The following is a 17,832-nucleotide window of genomic DNA, read 5'->3' on the forward strand; positions in this document are numbered from 1 at the left end:
AACCATATTAATTACGTCGCCCAACCCGTCAAATCTCTTTTGTATTATTTGATCCACTTTTTTTAACAATTTTTACGCCGAGTTTGCTCGCCAAGGCTTCCGTTCTGCCGGTTTTTTATGATCCTCTGCTCTTCTTTTCTTCGATATGTCCGAATTCCAAAGCCAACGCCTATATTCAATAAGAGCCCTGTTCATAGAACGGAGAACAAAAATACATGCACAAAATACATTATAAAATAATAATATATATTCATCTCATTTCAATCGGCTTATTCGTAAACTGCTCTCCAGGTTCGGGAAACGGACCTTTACTTTTCCCAAATGGATCCGGGTCCTCTTCTTCCTCTCATGATCAGATCAAAATCATACATCCTCATGTAGTAAATGGAACAAGACGATAATCCAATTCCGCATTAAAAGTTTCGCTGCAAGCGGTTCGTTGCGGCAGAGATACGAAGGGCTTTAGTCCTGGCGAGGCCAGGATGAGCGCGGCTGCGCGAACCCGAAGTAGCTCGTTCTGAGCGAAGCGAAGAGCCGCCCAGTCTTCCCCTTAAGATTGATAGAACCATAGAAGTTCCGAGTGAAATTTAAATTTAGTCCCGCTTTTTAGATTGATAAATCTCGATATATCGATTTTCAATAAGTAAAATGGATATTCTCAAAATAACAAAGGCGATCGGCAATGAGACTCGTTTGAATATTCTTGAATGGCTAAAGAGCCCGGAATCGAACTTTGGAGAACAGGAAATTGGAGATTTTCAAAAGGATGGAGTTTGCGTGACTCTCATCCAGGAAAAGACAGAGCTAGGGCAATCTACTATCTCCCATTATCTTTCGATTCTTTTGGGGGCGAATCTTCTAAAAGCCAAGCGAATCGGCCAATGGACTTTTTATAAACGAAATGAAGAAACGATTCGAGCCTATTTGGAATCCTTGAAACAAAAAATCAGATAATAATATCAGGCCTGTTTCACAGGTGCAGGTATTCCATTTCCAAATACCGAGCCAATCCCCTATTCAGAAAAATATTTTAGCAGTGAACATATCGACTTTTCTAGATATCTAAATATTAGAATTGAGGATATAGGATGCTTACTGTAAAAACAGGCGATAGGGAAAAAAACAGAGGATACTCTTCCATGTTTCAAAAAGGAAAACTGACCGTAGGTGTTTTTTTTCCGATAGAGGCTTTTGAAGGCGCAAGGCCTACGATGTCGAAGCAAATTGAATTAGCGCAAAGGGCTGAACAAGGAGGATTCTCCGCTTTATGGTTTAGGGATGTTCCTTTATTGGATCCTACATTCGGTGATATAGGACAGGTTTTTGATCCTTTTGTATATTTAGGATATATCGCCGCTCAAACTGAGTCCATCGCACTCGCAACAGGTTCGATCATATTGCCGATCAGACATCCAATTCATACTGCAAAGGCGGCCGCTTCGGTCGATCAGCTCAGCCAAGGAAGATTAGTTTTAGGAATCGCTTCTGGAGACAGACCTGTAGAATATCCACTTCTCGGTCTCAATTTTGAAAAAAGAGGCGAGATATTCAGAAATCATTTAGGTGATTTTAGAAAGTATTTGGAGAATGAATTTCCGGAAATTCAAACGGAATACGGCACAATAGCAAGTGTCGATTTAGTGCCGAAGCCTTTTGCAAAAGGCATTCCAACTTTAGTTACAGGGTTCAGTCAACAGTCTCTGAAATGGATCGCGGAGAATGCGGACGGCTGGATTTCTTATCCTAGATCGCTTGATCAGCAGCTGAAGATCGTTTCAAGCTGGAGAGATACTGTCGAAGAAGTTTGGGGAGATCGATTTCTTCCCTTTGCTCAGTCTTTGTATATCGACTTGCAAAGCCAACCGGATGCTCCTCCTAAAAATATTCATCTTGGCTTTAGTTCCGGTAGAAAATTTCTTACCGAAGTTTTGATCATTTTGAAAGATATTGGAGTCAATCACGTTGTATTAAATTTAAAATACGGCAGACGACCGGCTTCAGAAGTTTTAGAAGAATTAATTCAGTTCGTGCTCCCAGAACTCGGTCTGTAGACGAACATCCATTTTAGGAAAATACAAAGTACAACTAAATGTTGCAAAAAAGGATCAAGCCGGATCGAAATTTGGATCCGGATTTCTCTTCCTACTTTTTCATCGTTCTTGCCAAGGAAATCAGATTCAATATCATAGAATTACATGAGTTCGTATTTTTCTCCGGGCAAGTCGGAGCAAAGCTCAAACTTTCCGAGCCTACCTAAAGCAAAGAAAGGCGCAAAAGCCTTGGTAGTAGCTGGCGGTGGAATGAAAGGTTCTTTTGCAGGTGGCGCATTGTATGCGATTAACCAGGCTGTCCCTTCTACTTTTTTTGATCTGATCTTAGGTGTTTCTTCCGGCTCTTGTGCGGCGGCCTACTATACTACCGGCTACGAAGCGAGTCACGAAGAAGGATTAAGGATCTTGGATATTTGGAGAAAGGAGCTCACCGGTAATCAGCTGATCTCTTTTTTGAATCCTTTTAGAGGCAAAACTTTTCTAGACCAAGAGTATTTGATCGATTATTTGTTTGGGACCAAATACAGACTTCCTTCGGAGTATTTGGAAAAAAAAGAAACTTCTCCCTTGTATGTGGTGGTTACAAACCTTGCCAAGGCACGCGCAGAATACGTAAAGGCGACAGCGTCTAACGTATTAAATCTGCTTAAGGCCGCTACCTCTCTTCCGATCGCGACCAGAGGAAAATGGAAATTGGACGGTCAATACTATGGAGACGGAGGGATCTCGGATCCAATCCCTGTGGAATCTGTTATCCAAGCAGGCTACAAAGATATTACCGTTGTCTTAAATAGTCCGGAAGACGAGTTCTCCGATCCAATCCCCAGATTTCAAGGATGGCTCTCTTATCCTTCCGACAAAAAGCTCTCTCACATGATCACCAAAGTGCATCATACCATGTACAATCGCGCGGTGCATATTCTACATTCCCCGCCAAAGGGTGTGAAGATCCGAGTCATTTCTCCTGATGAATCGGAACTAAGCATGGTGACAACAAGTGCACGATTGCTGAATCGCTCCGTGACTAAAGGAATGGAAGCCGGCCAAAGATTAGTAGCGAACCTACTCGGAGAAATGTCCGGGTTGAAAAACAAATCTAAACTGCTCAAGAAACTCTTCGTTCCTGTCATTCGTCCGGAGAAAAAATAAAGAAACGACTTAAGCTGCTTCTTTCCATCCAACTTTCTCCCAGCGATTCTTTTTAAGATTTGCGATGGTAGAATAGTACGAGGAACGCACCTTATGCTGGCTCATTCCCAAATAATATGCAATTTTTCTAAAGCTTTTTTCTTCAGGAACCGTGGAATGTCGATGGAACCAATTCTGTCTGGCTCCCTGCCATCTACTTCTATCCTTTGGTTGAGAAGTATGTAAAGACTGGAACAGTTTTTTGAGCTGGTCTTCTGCCTTTCTTTTTTTGATCCGATTTATGGTCTCTTCTTCCTGATCTAAGCGAAAATATTGTTTAATGTTCAATTCCAACGGTTTCAATCGTTGGCTTAATATTCTGAATTCGCGTAAGTTCGGAGGGATTCTATGCTTCATCTTGATAATGAGAGAAGACAAAGGATCCAATCGATTCAGCGCATCTCTTACCATACTGGAAATTTCGTCCGATTCGTTCAGTATATCTGTCGTGAAATCGTAATCGCTGGCTCTCGGAAATCGATCTGTATAAAACTCATCGGTTACTATCTCCATTCTTGCTCGGATTACGTTCTTTTTCCTTTGATTCAATATTAAATGTTTAATATATGCCGTTAAGAATGCCGGAAAGTTACAATACTTTCCCTCTTGATAGACTTTCATGATATGCTCCACATCATGGACCAACTTCAAAACGATCTCAGCGCAGGAATCATCGTCTAGATGATATTTTTTTTGAGAGAGAGTCCAAGCGAGTCCGGAGGCTTCTTTCAAAAAAAGATCCGAGTCCCCATTCCTAAAATAGATCTCTAAGGAGGAAATCAGTCTCTCGTCTCGGTCCGGGTTTTTATACATAAGCCGGATTAAAAAATAGAGTTCCTACGTCACGAGTACTATTAAATCGGAATGAGGCGCATTATCCCTATAACCTTAAGGTAAGGCGTAATCATTTTGCATTTTTGATCAATTCGCAATTCCCACATACAAGGAAGCTATATATCCTCCGTTGCTCGTATCTTCAATGACAGTGCAAAGTTCCTGACTCAAGTCGGCAGCCGAATTTCCAAGGATCGAATCCGCACAATTTCCGGACACGGAAGTATTTTGTCCGTGGGTAGAATAAAGAGAAGTAGTATATACTGTTTTCGTAATATCTTCTGGAAAAGCTATTTGAGAAGTAGCCACGAGTCCGTTATTCAAATAGACTTGAAAATGAATATGAGTGATCCTACCGGAATACCAGCCGGGATATATCGTAGTAAAGGTCACCATTCCCGCACTATCAGTAAGTTGTATTCCTCTGCAAAAGGTATCTGCTGCATAATCCTTGGTTCCTAAGTATCCTGTCTCCTTATAACCGGAATAATAGCCATCCTTATCACAATGCCAAACATCCACTCTTGCATTTGTAATCGGGCTACAACTGTTGTTCACATTCTCTATCGTGAGCACTAATGTAAGAGGGATCCCCGTTTTTCCCTCTGTGATATCTTGCCGAAAGTAGGAAGAATTCGAACTCAGATCCAATGGATATGGTCCTTTCGTTTCTTCTGGAATAAGCGCGCAAGCCGGTGCAGAAGTGACGTCTGCAGAATTGCAGGTGCCTCCGATAATTCCCTCCAAAGGACCTAAAGGCCCAAGGATTCCGATCTTATTTTCACTTTCCTTTTTGCAGGCGATAGCGATACCGGAAGCCAAAGCCCCCGAGAAAAAAACCTTCTTTAAAAAATCCGCTCGTTTCAATATAGACCCCTCAAGCCGCAACCTTGTAATGGAGCGACTTCTTTAGATATTCCTTACGATGATCTAAACCCGATGGATCCCGAATGTTCCCGAAAAATGAAAAACTCCGATAAAAAATTTCCGCGAAGTGCGATAGCTGAGAAAAGTAAAAATAAGGATCGATTGAAATTGAAACCAAAATCGATATGATTAGGTCTGAGTATTCAAATATGCGAAGGAGAGAAGCATACTCTTTTCGCAAAGAGGGGAACATTATGAATCTATTCATTAGATATTCGGCAATTACTTTATTATTTGCCGGATCGGTTTGGGCACAACCTGCTGGCGGCCCACCACCGGGAGAAGATAAATGCCGCACAGAAAGAGAAACCTATTGTAAAGGAATAAGACCTGGTCCTGAACTTCATCAATGTTTGAATGATAATGCATCTAAGCTATCTGCAACTTGCAAGGCTCACCTTGCAGAGATGAAAGAAAGACATGAAAAGTTTAAGGCTGCCTGTGCGGAAGATGAGGCCAAATACTGCAAGAACGTGGAACATGGACCGGCTCATATGAGATGCCTAAGAGAGAACGAAAGCAAATTATCCGCTTCCTGCAAAGCGGCGCTTCCTCCACCTCCACCGGATCGCAGATAAACTATCAGGTTTGTGCGAATGCCCCGATCTTAAATCGGGGTTTTCATTTCCAATTTGAACTGCTTTTACAGCTAGGCGGGTAAGATCCCAGGATCATATTCGTCTGAAGGAATAGGAGTGCAGCCGGGGAGTTTCGTCCAATCCGGCTCATCTCCTATATGTCTATAGGTATGGCTCCACAGGATCCTATCCTTCAAGACCAGAAAAGCTCCCGGCATCCTAAGAATATTCCGCCCTTGCGCTCCATAAAAATTTCCTTTTGCAAGAGCTCTTAAAGCACTCACCCAAACCTCTGGTCCCGCCAACTCTATCAGATTGCCTTCTGCAATTTTTAGTCCTTCATAGAGAGTCGCGTTTGGATCTGAAATAGCACTCGCTTCCGGCCAGAATCTGGTAAAGAATTCCTCACCTTCTCTTGGAGTATCCGGATAAATAAATAATATAGGAGGAAAGGCACGCATCTCAGAACTAATCAGTCTCAGATCCTCAACTGTCTCTCTACAAAAAATACATCCTAAATGTCTCAGATAGATAAGTAAGCTAGGCTTCTGGGGAATATTATCTCCCAAAACCGTTCCGACTAGCCTTCTGCCTTTGATCGGATATTCCAAGACTTCTTTCGGTAGAAATTTCATCTGAGTTGGAATCTATTCATTAGACAGATCTAAAAATCCGCCTTCTCCCACTTTCTAAGTGTTTTCTTTTCCAACAAATCGACGATTCATCAAGACATTTTCTTTGTTCAAAAAAAAGCAGGCTCGTAAGGAAGATCCGTTCCTATTAGTACTCTGGAATTGATCCTCGCTTTTCGATTCCAAATTGCCCAGCTCGCTCGATAAACAGGAGAACCCCAGACGGAGGGAAATAAATTTCCTTTTGCAGCTAATTCTGCCACCTGCCCTCTCCATTTCGAATACAGTCTGGAGGCATCTGCTAAGGCTTCTTCCGAAACAGGATCCAAGGAATGATTTCGAGGCTGAGAAAGAGTCCATTCTACTTTTTGAATATATTTTTCCTGTATTTCCTTCAACTCAGCGCTAAAGATAGGAACCGACTTTGCATAATTTCTAAGACAAAGTCTGTACAATATTTCATGATTCCACCAAATCGAAGCATCCGGAGTCGCTCCCGGTTGCACGATTTTTCCCTCCGTCATCGCCTTGCCCGGAATGGAGAATGGAATAAAAATCGAAATAGAAGGAATAGAAGCACCAGTCGCCCAAAATTGTGAGAAGGAAGGGTTTGGATCCAGTTCCGCCAAAAAAGACGCAGTTGTTTCATTCGGAGAAAAAGGACCTCCTGCATGCAAACAAACGGAACCCATTCCTGCCTCGCTCGGAGAAAATCTTGGATCCTTAGAAGGAAATCCGCCGAGAGTCAGTTTCATAGGAGAACTTCCTGGTCCCCTTCCCTCCAATCTAAGGATCTGCATCGCCTCGGTGATCCCAAATCCGGATCGGAAAAATTCTCCTGCTTTAGAAGTGATCTCTCTACGTATTTTACATTTACTGAATGTAGTGTAAAGCGAATCGGAGAAGACTCCTTTAAAAGAGAATGTTTCTCCTTTTTTAAGCCAACCTTTCGCTCTTGCAAAATCGATCGCACCTGAATGCAATCCGTCGTAATTCGATTCCAATGTGAGACCATTTGAAATGGAATAGAAACCTTGGATCTTCTTCCAGGCCCAGAACTTGTCGGCAGTTTCTAATACGAACGCATCCTTTGCGTCCGCTATGAGAAAACTATTATGATAGAAGAAGTTTCGATTTGAATATCCACCGCAAGCATCTTGTCCGAATCTTTCCAGATACTCTATGATACAATCCCTTGCTTCGGAAGCGGAGTCGGATCTTTCCAATGCGATCCGAAGAAGATCCATCCCGGTTAATCCGTTGTTCTTCTTTTCGATAGGAATGCGAGTGAATACTGCTTCGTTACCTATTGTAACTCCTTTTGAATTCGCTCCCATCTCAGCTCCCCACATGTGAAAAGGACGAGAGATCAATATCTCTCTGGATTTCTTGGCTTGGGGAATATCGATAAATGTAGCTCTTAAAAGATCTTCCTTATGATTTCTTTCGGGAAGTCGGACCAGACATTGAGCCTCGTTCGGCTCTCGATCCGAATTTTTGCCGAAGATCATTCTTCCGGAAGAAGTGAAATCAGGAGTGGCGACAAAGGTATCACACATAGGCGGGAATGCTACAAGCTTTCCCCAGAAGAGCAAGAGGTTTTTATATCACAAAACTTCTAGAAGAAGCATGGTCATATCATCTTTTAAATGAGAACGATGCAGATTTAGAACGGACTTACCTACCGATTCCAAGAATTCCTGCCCGGATTCGGAAGTGTGTTCCCTGAGAAGGTTCACAAAAGAATCATAACCGAAGAATTCCTTATCCTCTCCGTAAAACTCAAATAGTCCATCGGAGAAAAGAAGTACCTTATCCCCAGGAAACAATTCAATCGTATAATCCTTGTTAAATAGTTTCGGAAGAGCAAGAAGCACAGTCCCTCTTCCATCCAAGGTATTCACGGAACCGTCAGGACGAATGATCACTGCGGGATGATGGCCTGCATACGAATATGTGAGCATTCTTTTCTTCTGATCCAATCTCATATACACTGCAGTAATAAAGAAACCGCCGATCATTCCCATTAAGGATTCATGAATAAGAGTCAATCCTCTCGCCGGAGTCTCTGCGATAGGAGCATTCATCTTGAAAGCCATCACCGCCATTGAAGAAACCATCGCAGCAGAAATTCCATGACCTGCGGCATCTGCAAAGAAGAAGTCCAATTCTCCTTGCTTAGCCATATCTGTTTTGATCAGATCTCCACCCACACTCTCCAAAGGCTTGAAGTAAGAATAGATCCTAAAATTGCCGGACTCAGGAAATTCAAGATCCACTAAGCTCTTCTGAGTGGTTTGAGCAAGCTCCAACTCTTCTTCGATATTGGCCTGGAATTTTTCCAATTGCACGTCCGCTTGCAATAAGGTCTCGAAGGTCTTCATTCGAAATCCGATCACCAAGACGGAAAGAACGGAAGAAGAGATAAGACCGAAATAGTACATGCCCACTTCTATTCTTGGATTCTTTACATTGATTCCTACAAAGAACGCGATCGCGATGAAGATAAGAAGTACTGGAATGAGAACCCTTCTATTATTGATAGAAACTCCGGTACTGAAAACGACTAGAATCAAACCGAATAGATAACCTAAGTACAAACCGTTGGCGTACAACAGATAAAAAGAATGCACGCTCATGATCGCGAAATGAAAGAGAAGCACAGGATCCGTGTATTGTTTAAAACTCTTTAATTTAAAGCTTAAGGTAAGTGAGATAAGAATCAGAATAACATGAGTGACTCGGATCCATCTAGGATCGTAGAGTCCTACTTCTGCAGGATCTCCGAATAATAATCCGAAGCCTGCAAAGAAAACGAAAAGGAACATCGCGAATCTAAACCGAGAAAGAGACTCCTCGGCCAAGAATTGTTTTAAGCTCGCGAATGAGGGCTCAGTCGGATTCGGAGGATAGTTGGAAAAATTGTTCCCTGTAGACATCTGGAATCGCCGCAGGTTTCCCCGTAGAAAAATTAAACCATAACAATTCAGCTTTTCCAGTCAACACGCATTCCCCTGCCTGATTCCACATGGAACAAACGACCGAAAAGGATCTATTCTTAACGGATTCTAATTTTACGGAAATATCAATCGTTTCCGGAAATCGAACCTGCTTTCTATAATCCATTTCAATATGCGTGAGAACCGGTCCGCCTTCCATAGGCTTTTGAGGAGATTCCCAAAGTCCCATATCATCGAAGAAAGAAGCCCTCGCAGTTTCGAAATATCTTGCATAGACCACATTATTCACATGGCCAAAGGCATCCATATCTCCCCAAGCTACTTTTTGTTGAACACTGTACGGGTATCTTTCCGGCTTAGACATACTGCTAAAAAAATGAAAGGAATGAATTTTGGAAAGGAAAGAATGGTCACCCTCTATTGATTTATTTTTATATAAAAGTAAAAAAGATCTCTATCGTCTGCATCTGGAAAAAATCCAAATTGAACTTAAGAGTTTTTTAAAAACTTTTCGTATTTCAGAAATGCTTCTTCACTGAGGTCCTTAGAAACGTATTTTTTCAAATGCTCCAAAAATATTGCAAACCCTGCTAAATAAGAAGTAATTTCAATATGTTTCTTCAGTTCATATATACGAAACGAGCCTTGTTGAAATTGAACTTTCGAAATACTTTTCCATTGGATCTCTTTTCTATTTCGTGTAAGCCCATACGAAACAATAGAATCTTTATCAAGAATGATTTCGTGATTTTTACAATAGAAAATTAAGAACAATGCCACGAACATTAAAGGAATGATTATATAAAACATCATCTGATTAGGTAAAATGAATTTGCCGCTCTGCTTAAATAAAGAGTAAGAGTCTGCGAGCAAAATGATCGGAAGTGCAAAGAGTAGAATAATCGCAAGATACCAATACACCGTTGGCAATCTTAATACAATCTTTTCTCGGATCAGATTTGGTTTGGCTTGCTTCGCTAGAAAATATATGATATAAGTAACGATCCCGCCGATTATAAACGCGATCACTTCCGCCTGAACCTGTTCCCAAATTTTATCCCATTCCAAAAGAATCACTTCAACTGTTCCATCTTGCCAATATGTTTAATCCACGAACTTGGTGTGTATATCATGGTTTCTTTAAGAACTGCTCATATTCCTGAAACGCTTCTTTATACAGATCGGATGCCACGGATTCTTCGAGAGCAGAAACAAAGACTTCGAAACCTGACAAGAGAGTAACTACTTCAATCTGATCCTTACTATCTTTAAGAAAGAAAGCTGATCTTTCGAATCGAACCGATTCTATATCCTTCCAAAGCATCCGTTTATTTTTTCGGAAAACTCCGTTTGATAAGATCGCATCTTGTTCTAATACGATTTTATAATTCTTACAGTAGAGTATAAGTAAGGCTCCTACCAAGAATAATAGAAAGGAAACCAAACACAAAATTGGATCGGGAAGACTCAAAACCTGATTCTTATGAAAAGCAAAGTACGTATCTCCGAAAAGAACAACCGGGACTAAGGAGATTAGAAAGAAGCCTGCAAATCGATAAAATACGGGCAGCCTTAAATATCGTTTGGTATTTTTTTGCAGCTCGTCCGTATGCTTAATAAAATATTCGAACGTATACGTGAGAGAAAAAGCAAACACAGATCCAAGTAGTAGGACCAAGATCGCTTCTTTTGTGAACCATTCCGTATTCATAAAATTCCTATGATGTCAAGTGGAAGGCCTGACTATAGTCGCTTTCGCTCCTGAAGCCAGGCTGATCCTCGTTTTATTCATAATGCCAAGTGGAAGGCCTGACTATAAGCCGGATTTTGTACTCTTGCAAGTGATGATCATTTATCTTGGTCTTTTAGTTACCGAAAAGACTCTTTGCTCTCTACCCACGGCCCTGTAGAACCAACGATGGCCGCCTATTCGAGATTGCACCCGGGAGGGTTTACATTGCCCACATTTTCGCAAATATGGCGGTGGGCTCTTACCCCACCATTTCACCCTTACTAGAAATACTAGCGGTATATTTTCTGCTGCACTTTCCATATCTGGTTTCTCACGATTCCAGACTCCGGGAATTACCCGGTCCCGTGGTTCTATGGTGTCCGGACTTTCCTCACAAACTTTCCGAATGAGGGAGAACCCGCTCGATCAGAGAAGAAAGCGCGACCATCCGGCAGACCTTCCAAAACGAGTGTAGAAAAAATCCATGCAAATGCTATTCGTTTTTAGAGTGGTTTCACACAAAGCCGCAAAGAAATAGAAATGTAAGATTTCCCGCGCTCTATTTTGCAACCTTCTCTGCGAACGACTCTCTTATTGAACAATGTCATCCAAGAATATACAAAAGCCCCATCCAGGAAGTTCCGAAAGAGCGAGAAAAGCTCTGCGTTGGTTCGGAAGACTCTACGGATCCTTATTCTATAAAACAGAAGTTTACGGACTAGAAAATGTACCTGAAACCGGAAAAGTCCTAGTCCTGTCCAAGCACCAAAGGAACGACGATATTCCCCTTGGACTTTCTAAAGCATTATATCATAGAAGAATGGATATTTGGGCGATCATGAAAGATTCTCTCGCTTCGCCTATCTATATGGATTATTTTCTAAAATGCGGAGGGATCCCTCTCAATAGAAAAGAACCCAGAAAGAGCAAAAACGACTTACTATTTGCAAAAAAAGTTCTAGGCGAAGGCAATATGCTCGTGATCTTTCCGGAACAAACCACAGTTCCTTACAAAATGGGAAAAGGTCGTCCCGGTGGATTTAGATTTATCGTAGGCAAACCGGAAGAACCACTGGCAGTTCTCTGTCTGGGACTGGAATATAAACCTAGAGGATTCTTGCGTAGGACTAGTCTCATTGTCCGAGCCGGAAAGCTCAGATACCTGACAGCCGATATGGATCCAGAAGACTTCCTACATGATTGCATGCACGAGATCGCAAGCCTGACAAATCTCAAATACCCTTTCGAACAGGCCAAAAAATCAGCAGATCCAGAGTTAGAAGAAATTATTAGCTAGTCGCTTAAGTGACTCGGCTGATCGCCTCTGAAGCTTTACGTATCCGCAAAACTCCTTAATACCTTCCTAACGGGGCGCTAAGAACTCCTTACGCCCCTTCCTATATACAATCCCCTGTTGTTCGGCTATCCTCTGTGCCAAGAGGAGTTCTCTCTGAAATTTTTTCTAATTTTTAGATAAAAAATCGAAGAAGATTTCTAGAAGTTGGCACGGCGCTTGCATTATTATATACAAAGCCCCGGCTGGGAGATAAAAAGATGAACAAATTAATTAAAATTGCCTTAGTTTTAAGCATCTCCACTGCGATTTACGCAGAAACCGATACCAACGCGATTGAAACTTCGCTTACAAACTATACACCGGAATCGGAAATCCAGCTAGCAAATAAGCTAACCGCCTTGGGAAGCTTAAAACAAAAAACCCGGGACTATGAAGGTGCAATCAATTTTTACGACCAGTCCTTAGCGGTCAGATCGAAAATGGGAGATAAAGAAAGCCAAGGATACGCCCTGGTCCTTTACCTAAAATCGATCTCTGAGTTCCGCCTTGGTAAATCCTGCCAAGCCTTAGAGAACATTAAAGAAGTTATCCAAGTATACCAAAAGATTGGTGACCTTGATTCCGCTCTTCACGCGGAAGAAGAAGGTCTGAAAAAATACCAGGAAGCATGTAGCCTGGCTTTCGCTAAACAGCCAAGCTTGACTCTGAATAAGGACTGAGAAACAAAACAGGAAATCATCCCATCTCTAGTTCTAACTTCCCTGGTCCGCCCCTCTCGGGGCGGGCGCTTTTTTTGATTTGACTCTAGTTTTTTCCATCCTAACCTTACAGGAAGTTCCTGGGTTGGGATGAATTTCCCTCCTTTTCCCGTCCAAAAGATTCGTTTCTCGGCTTATTTCAGGACCCCTTGTCGGCTGTCCCGAAACGCTTCAGAAACCAAAGAAAGATAGCGGAGGATTACATGAAAATCGTGTTTAATTGGAAGAATTTAGATCATTCCGGCACTGCGGAAGACTATGCTAGTAAGAAATTGGAAAGGGTCTCCAAATATATTCAGAAATTGGTTTCCATGGAGATTTCCTTCGAGCAAGTCCACGGTTTGATTAGCGCAAACCTGAACCTCGCAGCAGACGGAAGCAAATTCAACGCACAACACGAAGATAAGGACATTTATTCCTGCATAGACGGTCTCGAAGATAAGATCGTGAAGCAGGTCAGCAAGCATCACGATAAAAAAGCCGCTCATTGATGGACGAAGACCGAAAGTACGAAGAAGCCATCAGATATCTATCGGAAGGAGAATTCGAACTCGCAAAGAAGGAATTCGACTCCTTGCTCGAAGCAGATCCCGAAAACCCCGAGTATGCCTCGGGGTTTTATATATCCTCTTTCTGGGATCACAGAATTGAGAGGATTCATTTAACGAAAGAAGGTAGAGAAAGAACAGGGATCCTATTGGAATTCCTGAAAGACTTTGAATCCGTTTACCGTCAAAAATCTTTTCCGAAAGAATTATCCTATCATTCTGCAATCAATTCCATCTTACAAGAAACCACGGATCAGGTTCGGATCGCACTTCGCAAAGAAGGAATACAATCTCTTTCTCCCAGTTTAATTGCGGAACTTGCATATAGACTTCTTCTGGCAGAAGACACAGATCTTGCATCCGAAGTATTAAGAGACTCTTCTGGGCTCGAAAAATTCTCTCCTGAACTCATCTTCTTTCGAGCCGAATGCGCGTATATGAGCGGGAATCAATCTCATGGCCTTCTACTCTATAGAGAGGCATTCCTAAAGGAACCAAGCGCCATCCGATTGGACTGTGTGCGTTCTGAGCCCATCCTCTCCGGGATCCAAACCTTAAGTTCCGAGTTCAAAGAAGAAGCGGAATTAAAAGAGGCATTGCCAGTCCTTCTTCTGGAAAGAGGAGTCTTAAAAGAAATCCGCAAAATGAGCGAAAAGGAATTAGAGGAGATCCGCGCAGAACTATTCCGTTTGCGGGACTCTTTAGGCTTAAGAAAGGGAGGAAGCGAGTTTAAAGTCAAATGCAGAATGATCCAACTTTGCTGTGCTCTCTTAGATTCCAGAGCTTCTATGATCTATGGAGAAGTGGCACAGGAAGCCAAACGGATCCTGGATTCTTTAGATCCAAGCTTATATCACAAACGATTGAAAGTTTAGGCTTTTACATAAAAGCAAAATTAGGCTTCTCTCCCTTCCTTCTTAACAAACGCCAACTTGCCTATCTCTATAAAATAAAAAAGCCCTGCAGTTGCAGGGCTTCTTCTTTCGAGTTTTACTCAAACCGATCTTAAAAGATCTTATTTGTTGGAAGAATCCAAAACCTGACGGATCTCCTGAGCTGTTCTGTAATCTCCTTTTTCCATAAAATACTGCTCCAGTGAGGAGAGTGTTTTCTTTGCTTGGGGGTTTTTGGAGATTTCGGAGAGGTAAGGAGAATTGAGGTCGGCGTCTACTCGAGCGGAGGAAGGAAGATCGATGAACTCCTTATCCGTTCCGAGGGAGAGAGTTCCGGATCTTTCCGCGACACCCGTCTCATTCGATGAGGAGAAGCGTCCTACGGTTACCGCGAGAACGAGGACCGCGAGCGCCGCGCTCAAAGAATATTGGAAGTTGCGATTCCATATAAAATTACGGGAAAGTCTAGACAGAGCTGTTTCTTCTTCTAAGCTTATATCTTTGAGAAGGTTTTGAAGACGGAGATCAAAATCGGAAGAAAGGCGAACGCTTTGCATTTCCTTAGATCTGAATTCGGAGACTGCGCGAATGAGAGAGTTTTCGAGTTTTACATGATCAGGATCTTCTTTTTGGAAGAGGGAACTGATCCCGAATTTTGCGCCTACGCGTGGTTGCTTGCTAACTTGTTTTTCCATACCTTACTTACCTAAAAAAGCCTTCGCCCTTCCCATCTTTCATGATGAGGTGCTTCAGAAATTCCTTAGCCTTGAAGAGCCGGCTCTTAACCGTTCCGATATTCGTTCCGAGGATGTCCGCTATCTGTGAGTAGGACATTTCCTCGAAATACCGGAGCTCGATGACTTCTTTGTATATATCCTCGAGTTCGTTGATTTTGTTGATTAGATAGTTACTCTCGTCGGAAAGTTCTACTTTTTTTTCGAAGCTCATCCGATCATCCGTGACCTGGAACTCAGAATCGTCCATGGAGTTCTCTCTGGCTCTTTTTCTCTTGGCCAGAAGGTCCTTGGATTTATTCACCACGATCCGGTACAGCCAGGTATATACGCCTGATTCTGCTCTAAAATTACGGATGGATCTATAACCTGAAATAAGGGCATCCTGGACGATATCCTCGGCATCATCCCCGTCTTTTACCATGGAGACTGCCTTACGATACAATCTCTCTCTGTACGGCCCTGTAAGCTCTATATAAGCCTTATCATCCCCTTCCTTGATCTGTTTTAGGAGTTGGATCTCTTTATCTCGGACAGTTTGTTTGCGATGTGGGTTGTCAGTTTCTATCATTAGAACCCTTTAACGACATAGGACGGAGTTTTGGCAGTCTTTGCAATAAAAATACCCTTCTGAGGCGCGAGAAGGAAGCGTGGAAACGATCCTCGAAATGGATTTGGATCACCAAAGACAAGCGACTTGGTCAGTTCGCTTAACCTTCGAGAGAGAGATTGATCAGGATCAGGGACTCTGTGAGTTCAAGTTGGTTTCGAAATCGGATTCCATAGAGGAACTTTTTCTTGGTCTCTATATTCTTTGGGACCTTCCATACAACGTCGCCCAAGAATTCCAATCTCTTGCCGGTCTTTCTTTCGATCACAGAACCTTCGATTGCCATGGAACCGGTGAGATCTTCTCCACTCATAAGCACACAGATCCCGGATTCAGAAATATTCCCGAGCTTTCCTTCCAGAGTGATGAGTCCTGAATCCACTTGCACAATATAATCGTCGAAATCCCTAGGATAGAATCTAGGGCTTCTAGGTTTGTGTTCGAACTCACTCATGAATTTAGGGAATCAAAGTTGAATCGAATTCTGCAAGTGTCCAGCTTTTTCCCTTTTTAGAAATCAAAGTAGATGAAAGGGATCTCTCCGTCCGGACTGAGTATGGCGAGCACAAAGACAAGTATCGGATAGAGGGTAAACTCAAGCCAAGCAGGTATTCTGAACTCTTTTCCCTTCTCGAAGATCAACCATCCCAAGTAGTGTCCGACGATCACAGCAAGGATCGCAGGAACTCCCTGCTTCAACATATAAGGTCTAAGCTCGCCTGCTTGGTAGGAATACATTCCATGAATGAATTGAAAGGCCATGTCCAGATTGGCTGCTCGAAAGATAACGCCAAACGTGATACAGACGATGCTGGCATACAAGATACGAGTCGGAGTAAGTAGTTTTTCCCAGAAAGGAGAAGGTTTGAGGTCCGGAAAGAATTGTGCCTTCCATTCCTTTATCATGGATTCCACCATTAAGAATCCACCTTGGATGGAACCCCAAACAAAGAAGGTCCAGTTGGCTCCATGCCAGATCCCGGCCACAAACATAGTAAACCAAACATTGAATCTGTGCCGGAACTTGCCCGCTCGATTCCCGCCTAAGGAGATATAGACGTAGTCTCTCAGCCAAGAAGAAAGAGTGATATGCCACCTTCTCCAATGCTCGGTGACCGATTGAGAGATATAAGGCATTCTGAAGTTTTCAGGAAGTTCGTATCCTAAGAGCAATGCTGCGGAGTAAGCCATATCCGTGTATCCACTAAAATCACAATACACTTGCACCCAAAAGAGAAGCGCGGCAAGCCAAAGAGCCTCCGTGGAATAATTGCCCGGATCCTTAAAGATCAGATCTGAAATGGGAGAAATATTGTCGGAAAGTACGACCTTCTTAAAATACCCCAAGAGAAAATAACGTATCGCCTTTCTAAAAGGAATATCTTCTAACCTCTTTTCCGTTTGCAATTGAGGAAGGAAACTTTTCGCAGTTACGATCGGACCCGCAACCAACTGAGGAAAGAAAGAAACGAAGAGTGCAAATCGAATGAAATTCTTTTCGGAGGGAATAACTCCTCTATATACATCGATCGTATAACTCAAACTCTGGAAGGTATAGAAGGAAACTCCTACCGGCAGAACGATCTTAAGTATAGGAAATAATCCGGGCAGTCCTATGTATTGCAGAAGAGAATTTAGATTATGACTTAGAAAATCATAATATTTGAAGAAGCCTAAAATGAAGACGAGGTTCAATACTAAACTCGTCACTATCATCCACTTTCTGGCACTTTGGTTCTTGGACTCGTGGATCAGATCCGCCAACACAAAGTCTATGATTGTGGAAAGAAGAATGAGTCCGCCAAACTTCCAGTTCCAGCTCATGTAGAAGATATAGCTCATCACGAGCAGGAATATATGAATGACTTTCTTACGAATTTCGTGCTTCGGAAAGAGAAAAGGTAATATATACCAATTGGCTAAAAAGACAAAGGAGAAGAAGAGGAAGAATTCCAGTGTGGGAAAGATCAATTGTATGTTCCCTTCGGTAAGGCTCTTGGTCCTAAGATCGATCTTATTTTTAAATCGACCTTTCGATCCAAAAATCCCGGGACTGGAACTAGGTCAAGGGATTCTCGCGTCTAGATTTT

At 42.4% G+C, this 17,832-nt stretch carries 20 protein-coding genes and 1 other RNA gene; 8 read left to right on the forward strand and 13 right to left on the reverse strand.

Going from position 1 to position 17,832, the window contains the following annotated elements:
- The first annotated feature begins 648 nt into the window (after positions 1-648).
- The 3 genes from EHO59_RS07715 to EHO59_RS07725 all read left to right on the forward strand — a co-directional run bounded on the left by EHO59_RS07715 (position 649) and on the right by EHO59_RS07725 (position 3,200).
- The gene (locus tag EHO59_RS07715) at positions 649-954 is read left to right on the forward strand and encodes an ArsR/SmtB family transcription factor (protein ID WP_135586563.1); all 306 of its coding nucleotides are present in this window, start codon (positions 649-651) and stop codon (positions 952-954) included.
- A 185-nt stretch (positions 955-1,139) separates the two neighbouring features.
- Positions 1,140-2,051, forward strand: a complete 912-nt coding sequence (locus EHO59_RS07720) for an LLM class oxidoreductase (protein WP_135586565.1) — start codon at positions 1,140-1,142, stop codon at positions 2,049-2,051.
- Positions 2,052-2,195: 144 nt separating this feature from the next.
- Complete coding sequence (locus EHO59_RS07725; RefSeq protein ID WP_135586567.1) at positions 2,196-3,200, forward strand: patatin-like phospholipase family protein; 1,005 nt, start codon at positions 2,196-2,198, stop codon at positions 3,198-3,200.
- A 9-nt stretch (positions 3,201-3,209) separates the two neighbouring features.
- Here EHO59_RS07725 and EHO59_RS07730 read toward each other — a convergent pair whose 3' ends face one another.
- Positions 3,210-4,052 carry an RNA polymerase subunit sigma-70 gene (locus EHO59_RS07730; protein WP_135586569.1) on the reverse strand — a complete coding sequence of 281 codons (843 nt, stop codon included), beginning with the start codon at positions 4,050-4,052 and terminating at the stop codon, positions 3,210-3,212.
- 108 nt (positions 4,053-4,160) lie between these two features.
- Complete coding sequence (locus EHO59_RS07735) at positions 4,161-4,940, reverse strand: intradiol ring-cleavage dioxygenase (protein ID WP_167882082.1); 780 nt, start codon at positions 4,938-4,940, stop codon at positions 4,161-4,163.
- Between the two features lie 254 nt (positions 4,941-5,194).
- Between EHO59_RS07735 and EHO59_RS07740 the strand changes: the two genes are divergently transcribed.
- Complete coding sequence (locus EHO59_RS07740; RefSeq protein ID WP_135586573.1) at positions 5,195-5,578, forward strand: hypothetical protein; 384 nt, start codon at positions 5,195-5,197, stop codon at positions 5,576-5,578.
- Between the two features lie 71 nt (positions 5,579-5,649).
- Here the strand turns inward: EHO59_RS07740 and EHO59_RS07745 are convergent, their stop codons facing one another.
- From EHO59_RS07745 to rnpB, 7 genes are all read right to left on the reverse strand, one after another.
- Positions 5,650-6,213, reverse strand: coding sequence for a SelL-related redox protein (locus EHO59_RS07745; protein WP_135586576.1), 564 nt, complete (start codon positions 6,211-6,213; stop codon positions 5,650-5,652).
- Between the two features lie 107 nt (positions 6,214-6,320).
- Entirely contained in the window at positions 6,321-7,769 is a 1,449-nt protein-coding gene (locus EHO59_RS07750; protein ID WP_135586578.1) for a peptidase C69 family protein, read from the reverse strand.
- Positions 7,770-7,817: 48 nt separating this feature from the next.
- Positions 7,818-9,149, reverse strand: a complete 1,332-nt coding sequence (locus EHO59_RS07755) for a PP2C family protein-serine/threonine phosphatase (RefSeq protein WP_135586580.1) — start codon at positions 9,147-9,149, stop codon at positions 7,818-7,820.
- Positions 9,103-9,534 carry an acyl-CoA thioesterase gene (locus tag EHO59_RS07760; protein ID WP_135586582.1) on the reverse strand — a complete coding sequence of 144 codons (432 nt, stop codon included), beginning with the start codon at positions 9,532-9,534 and terminating at the stop codon, positions 9,103-9,105. The genes EHO59_RS07755 and EHO59_RS07760 overlap by 47 nt, the downstream gene beginning before the upstream one ends.
- Positions 9,535-9,659: 125 nt before the next feature.
- Positions 9,660-10,247, reverse strand: coding sequence for a hypothetical protein (locus EHO59_RS07765; protein WP_135586584.1), 588 nt, complete (start codon positions 10,245-10,247; stop codon positions 9,660-9,662).
- Between the two features lie 52 nt (positions 10,248-10,299).
- On the reverse strand, positions 10,300-10,881 hold the full coding sequence (locus EHO59_RS07770; RefSeq protein ID WP_135586586.1) for a hypothetical protein: 582 nt from the start codon (positions 10,879-10,881) through the stop codon (positions 10,300-10,302).
- An 89-nt stretch (positions 10,882-10,970) separates the two neighbouring features.
- Positions 10,971-11,362, reverse strand: an RNA gene (rnpB, locus tag EHO59_RS07775) — RNase P RNA component class A.
- A 141-nt stretch (positions 11,363-11,503) separates the two neighbouring features.
- Here rnpB and EHO59_RS07780 point away from each other — a divergent pair.
- The 4 genes from EHO59_RS07780 (at position 11,504) to EHO59_RS07795 (ending at position 14,380) form a co-directional block, all read left to right on the forward strand.
- Positions 11,504-12,199: a lysophospholipid acyltransferase family protein gene (locus tag EHO59_RS07780; protein ID WP_135586588.1), complete on the forward strand. Its 696-nt coding sequence runs from the start codon at positions 11,504-11,506 to the stop codon at positions 12,197-12,199.
- A 257-nt stretch (positions 12,200-12,456) separates the two neighbouring features.
- Positions 12,457-12,918 (forward strand): tetratricopeptide repeat protein, encoded by a 462-nt coding sequence (locus EHO59_RS07785; protein ID WP_135586590.1) that lies wholly within the window; start codon positions 12,457-12,459, stop codon positions 12,916-12,918.
- Positions 12,919-13,160: 242 nt separating this feature from the next.
- A complete protein-coding gene (gene hpf / locus EHO59_RS07790) occupies positions 13,161-13,448 on the forward strand; it encodes a ribosome hibernation-promoting factor, HPF/YfiA family (protein ID WP_135586592.1) in 288 nt (95 codons plus the stop codon).
- Positions 13,448-14,380: a tetratricopeptide repeat protein gene (locus tag EHO59_RS07795; protein ID WP_135586594.1), complete on the forward strand. Its 933-nt coding sequence runs from the start codon at positions 13,448-13,450 to the stop codon at positions 14,378-14,380. The genes hpf and EHO59_RS07795 overlap by 1 nt, the downstream gene beginning before the upstream one ends.
- A 140-nt stretch (positions 14,381-14,520) precedes the next feature.
- On the opposite strand, the gene EHO59_RS07800 is transcribed toward EHO59_RS07795, so the two are convergent.
- From EHO59_RS07800 to EHO59_RS07815, 4 genes are all read right to left on the reverse strand, one after another.
- The gene (locus EHO59_RS07800; RefSeq protein WP_135586596.1) at positions 14,521-15,093 is read right to left on the reverse strand and encodes an LIMLP_12425 family protein; all 573 of its coding nucleotides are present in this window, start codon (positions 15,091-15,093) and stop codon (positions 14,521-14,523) included.
- A 7-nt stretch (positions 15,094-15,100) separates the two neighbouring features.
- Positions 15,101-15,703 (reverse strand): RNA polymerase sigma factor, encoded by a 603-nt coding sequence (locus EHO59_RS07805; protein ID WP_135586598.1) that lies wholly within the window; start codon positions 15,701-15,703, stop codon positions 15,101-15,103.
- Between the two features lie 139 nt (positions 15,704-15,842).
- Positions 15,843-16,196: a PilZ domain-containing protein gene (locus EHO59_RS07810; RefSeq protein ID WP_135586600.1), complete on the reverse strand. Its 354-nt coding sequence runs from the start codon at positions 16,194-16,196 to the stop codon at positions 15,843-15,845.
- 56 nt (positions 16,197-16,252) lie between these two features.
- Positions 16,253-17,713 carry an MBOAT family O-acyltransferase gene (locus EHO59_RS07815; RefSeq protein ID WP_135586602.1) on the reverse strand — a complete coding sequence of 487 codons (1,461 nt, stop codon included), beginning with the start codon at positions 17,711-17,713 and terminating at the stop codon, positions 16,253-16,255.
- Positions 17,714-17,832 lie beyond the last annotated feature (119 nt).

The sequence above is a fragment of the Leptospira semungkisensis genome, assembly GCF_004770055.1.
In the GTDB taxonomy this organism is placed as follows: Bacteria; Spirochaetota; Leptospiria; order Leptospirales; family Leptospiraceae; genus Leptospira_B; species Leptospira_B semungkisensis.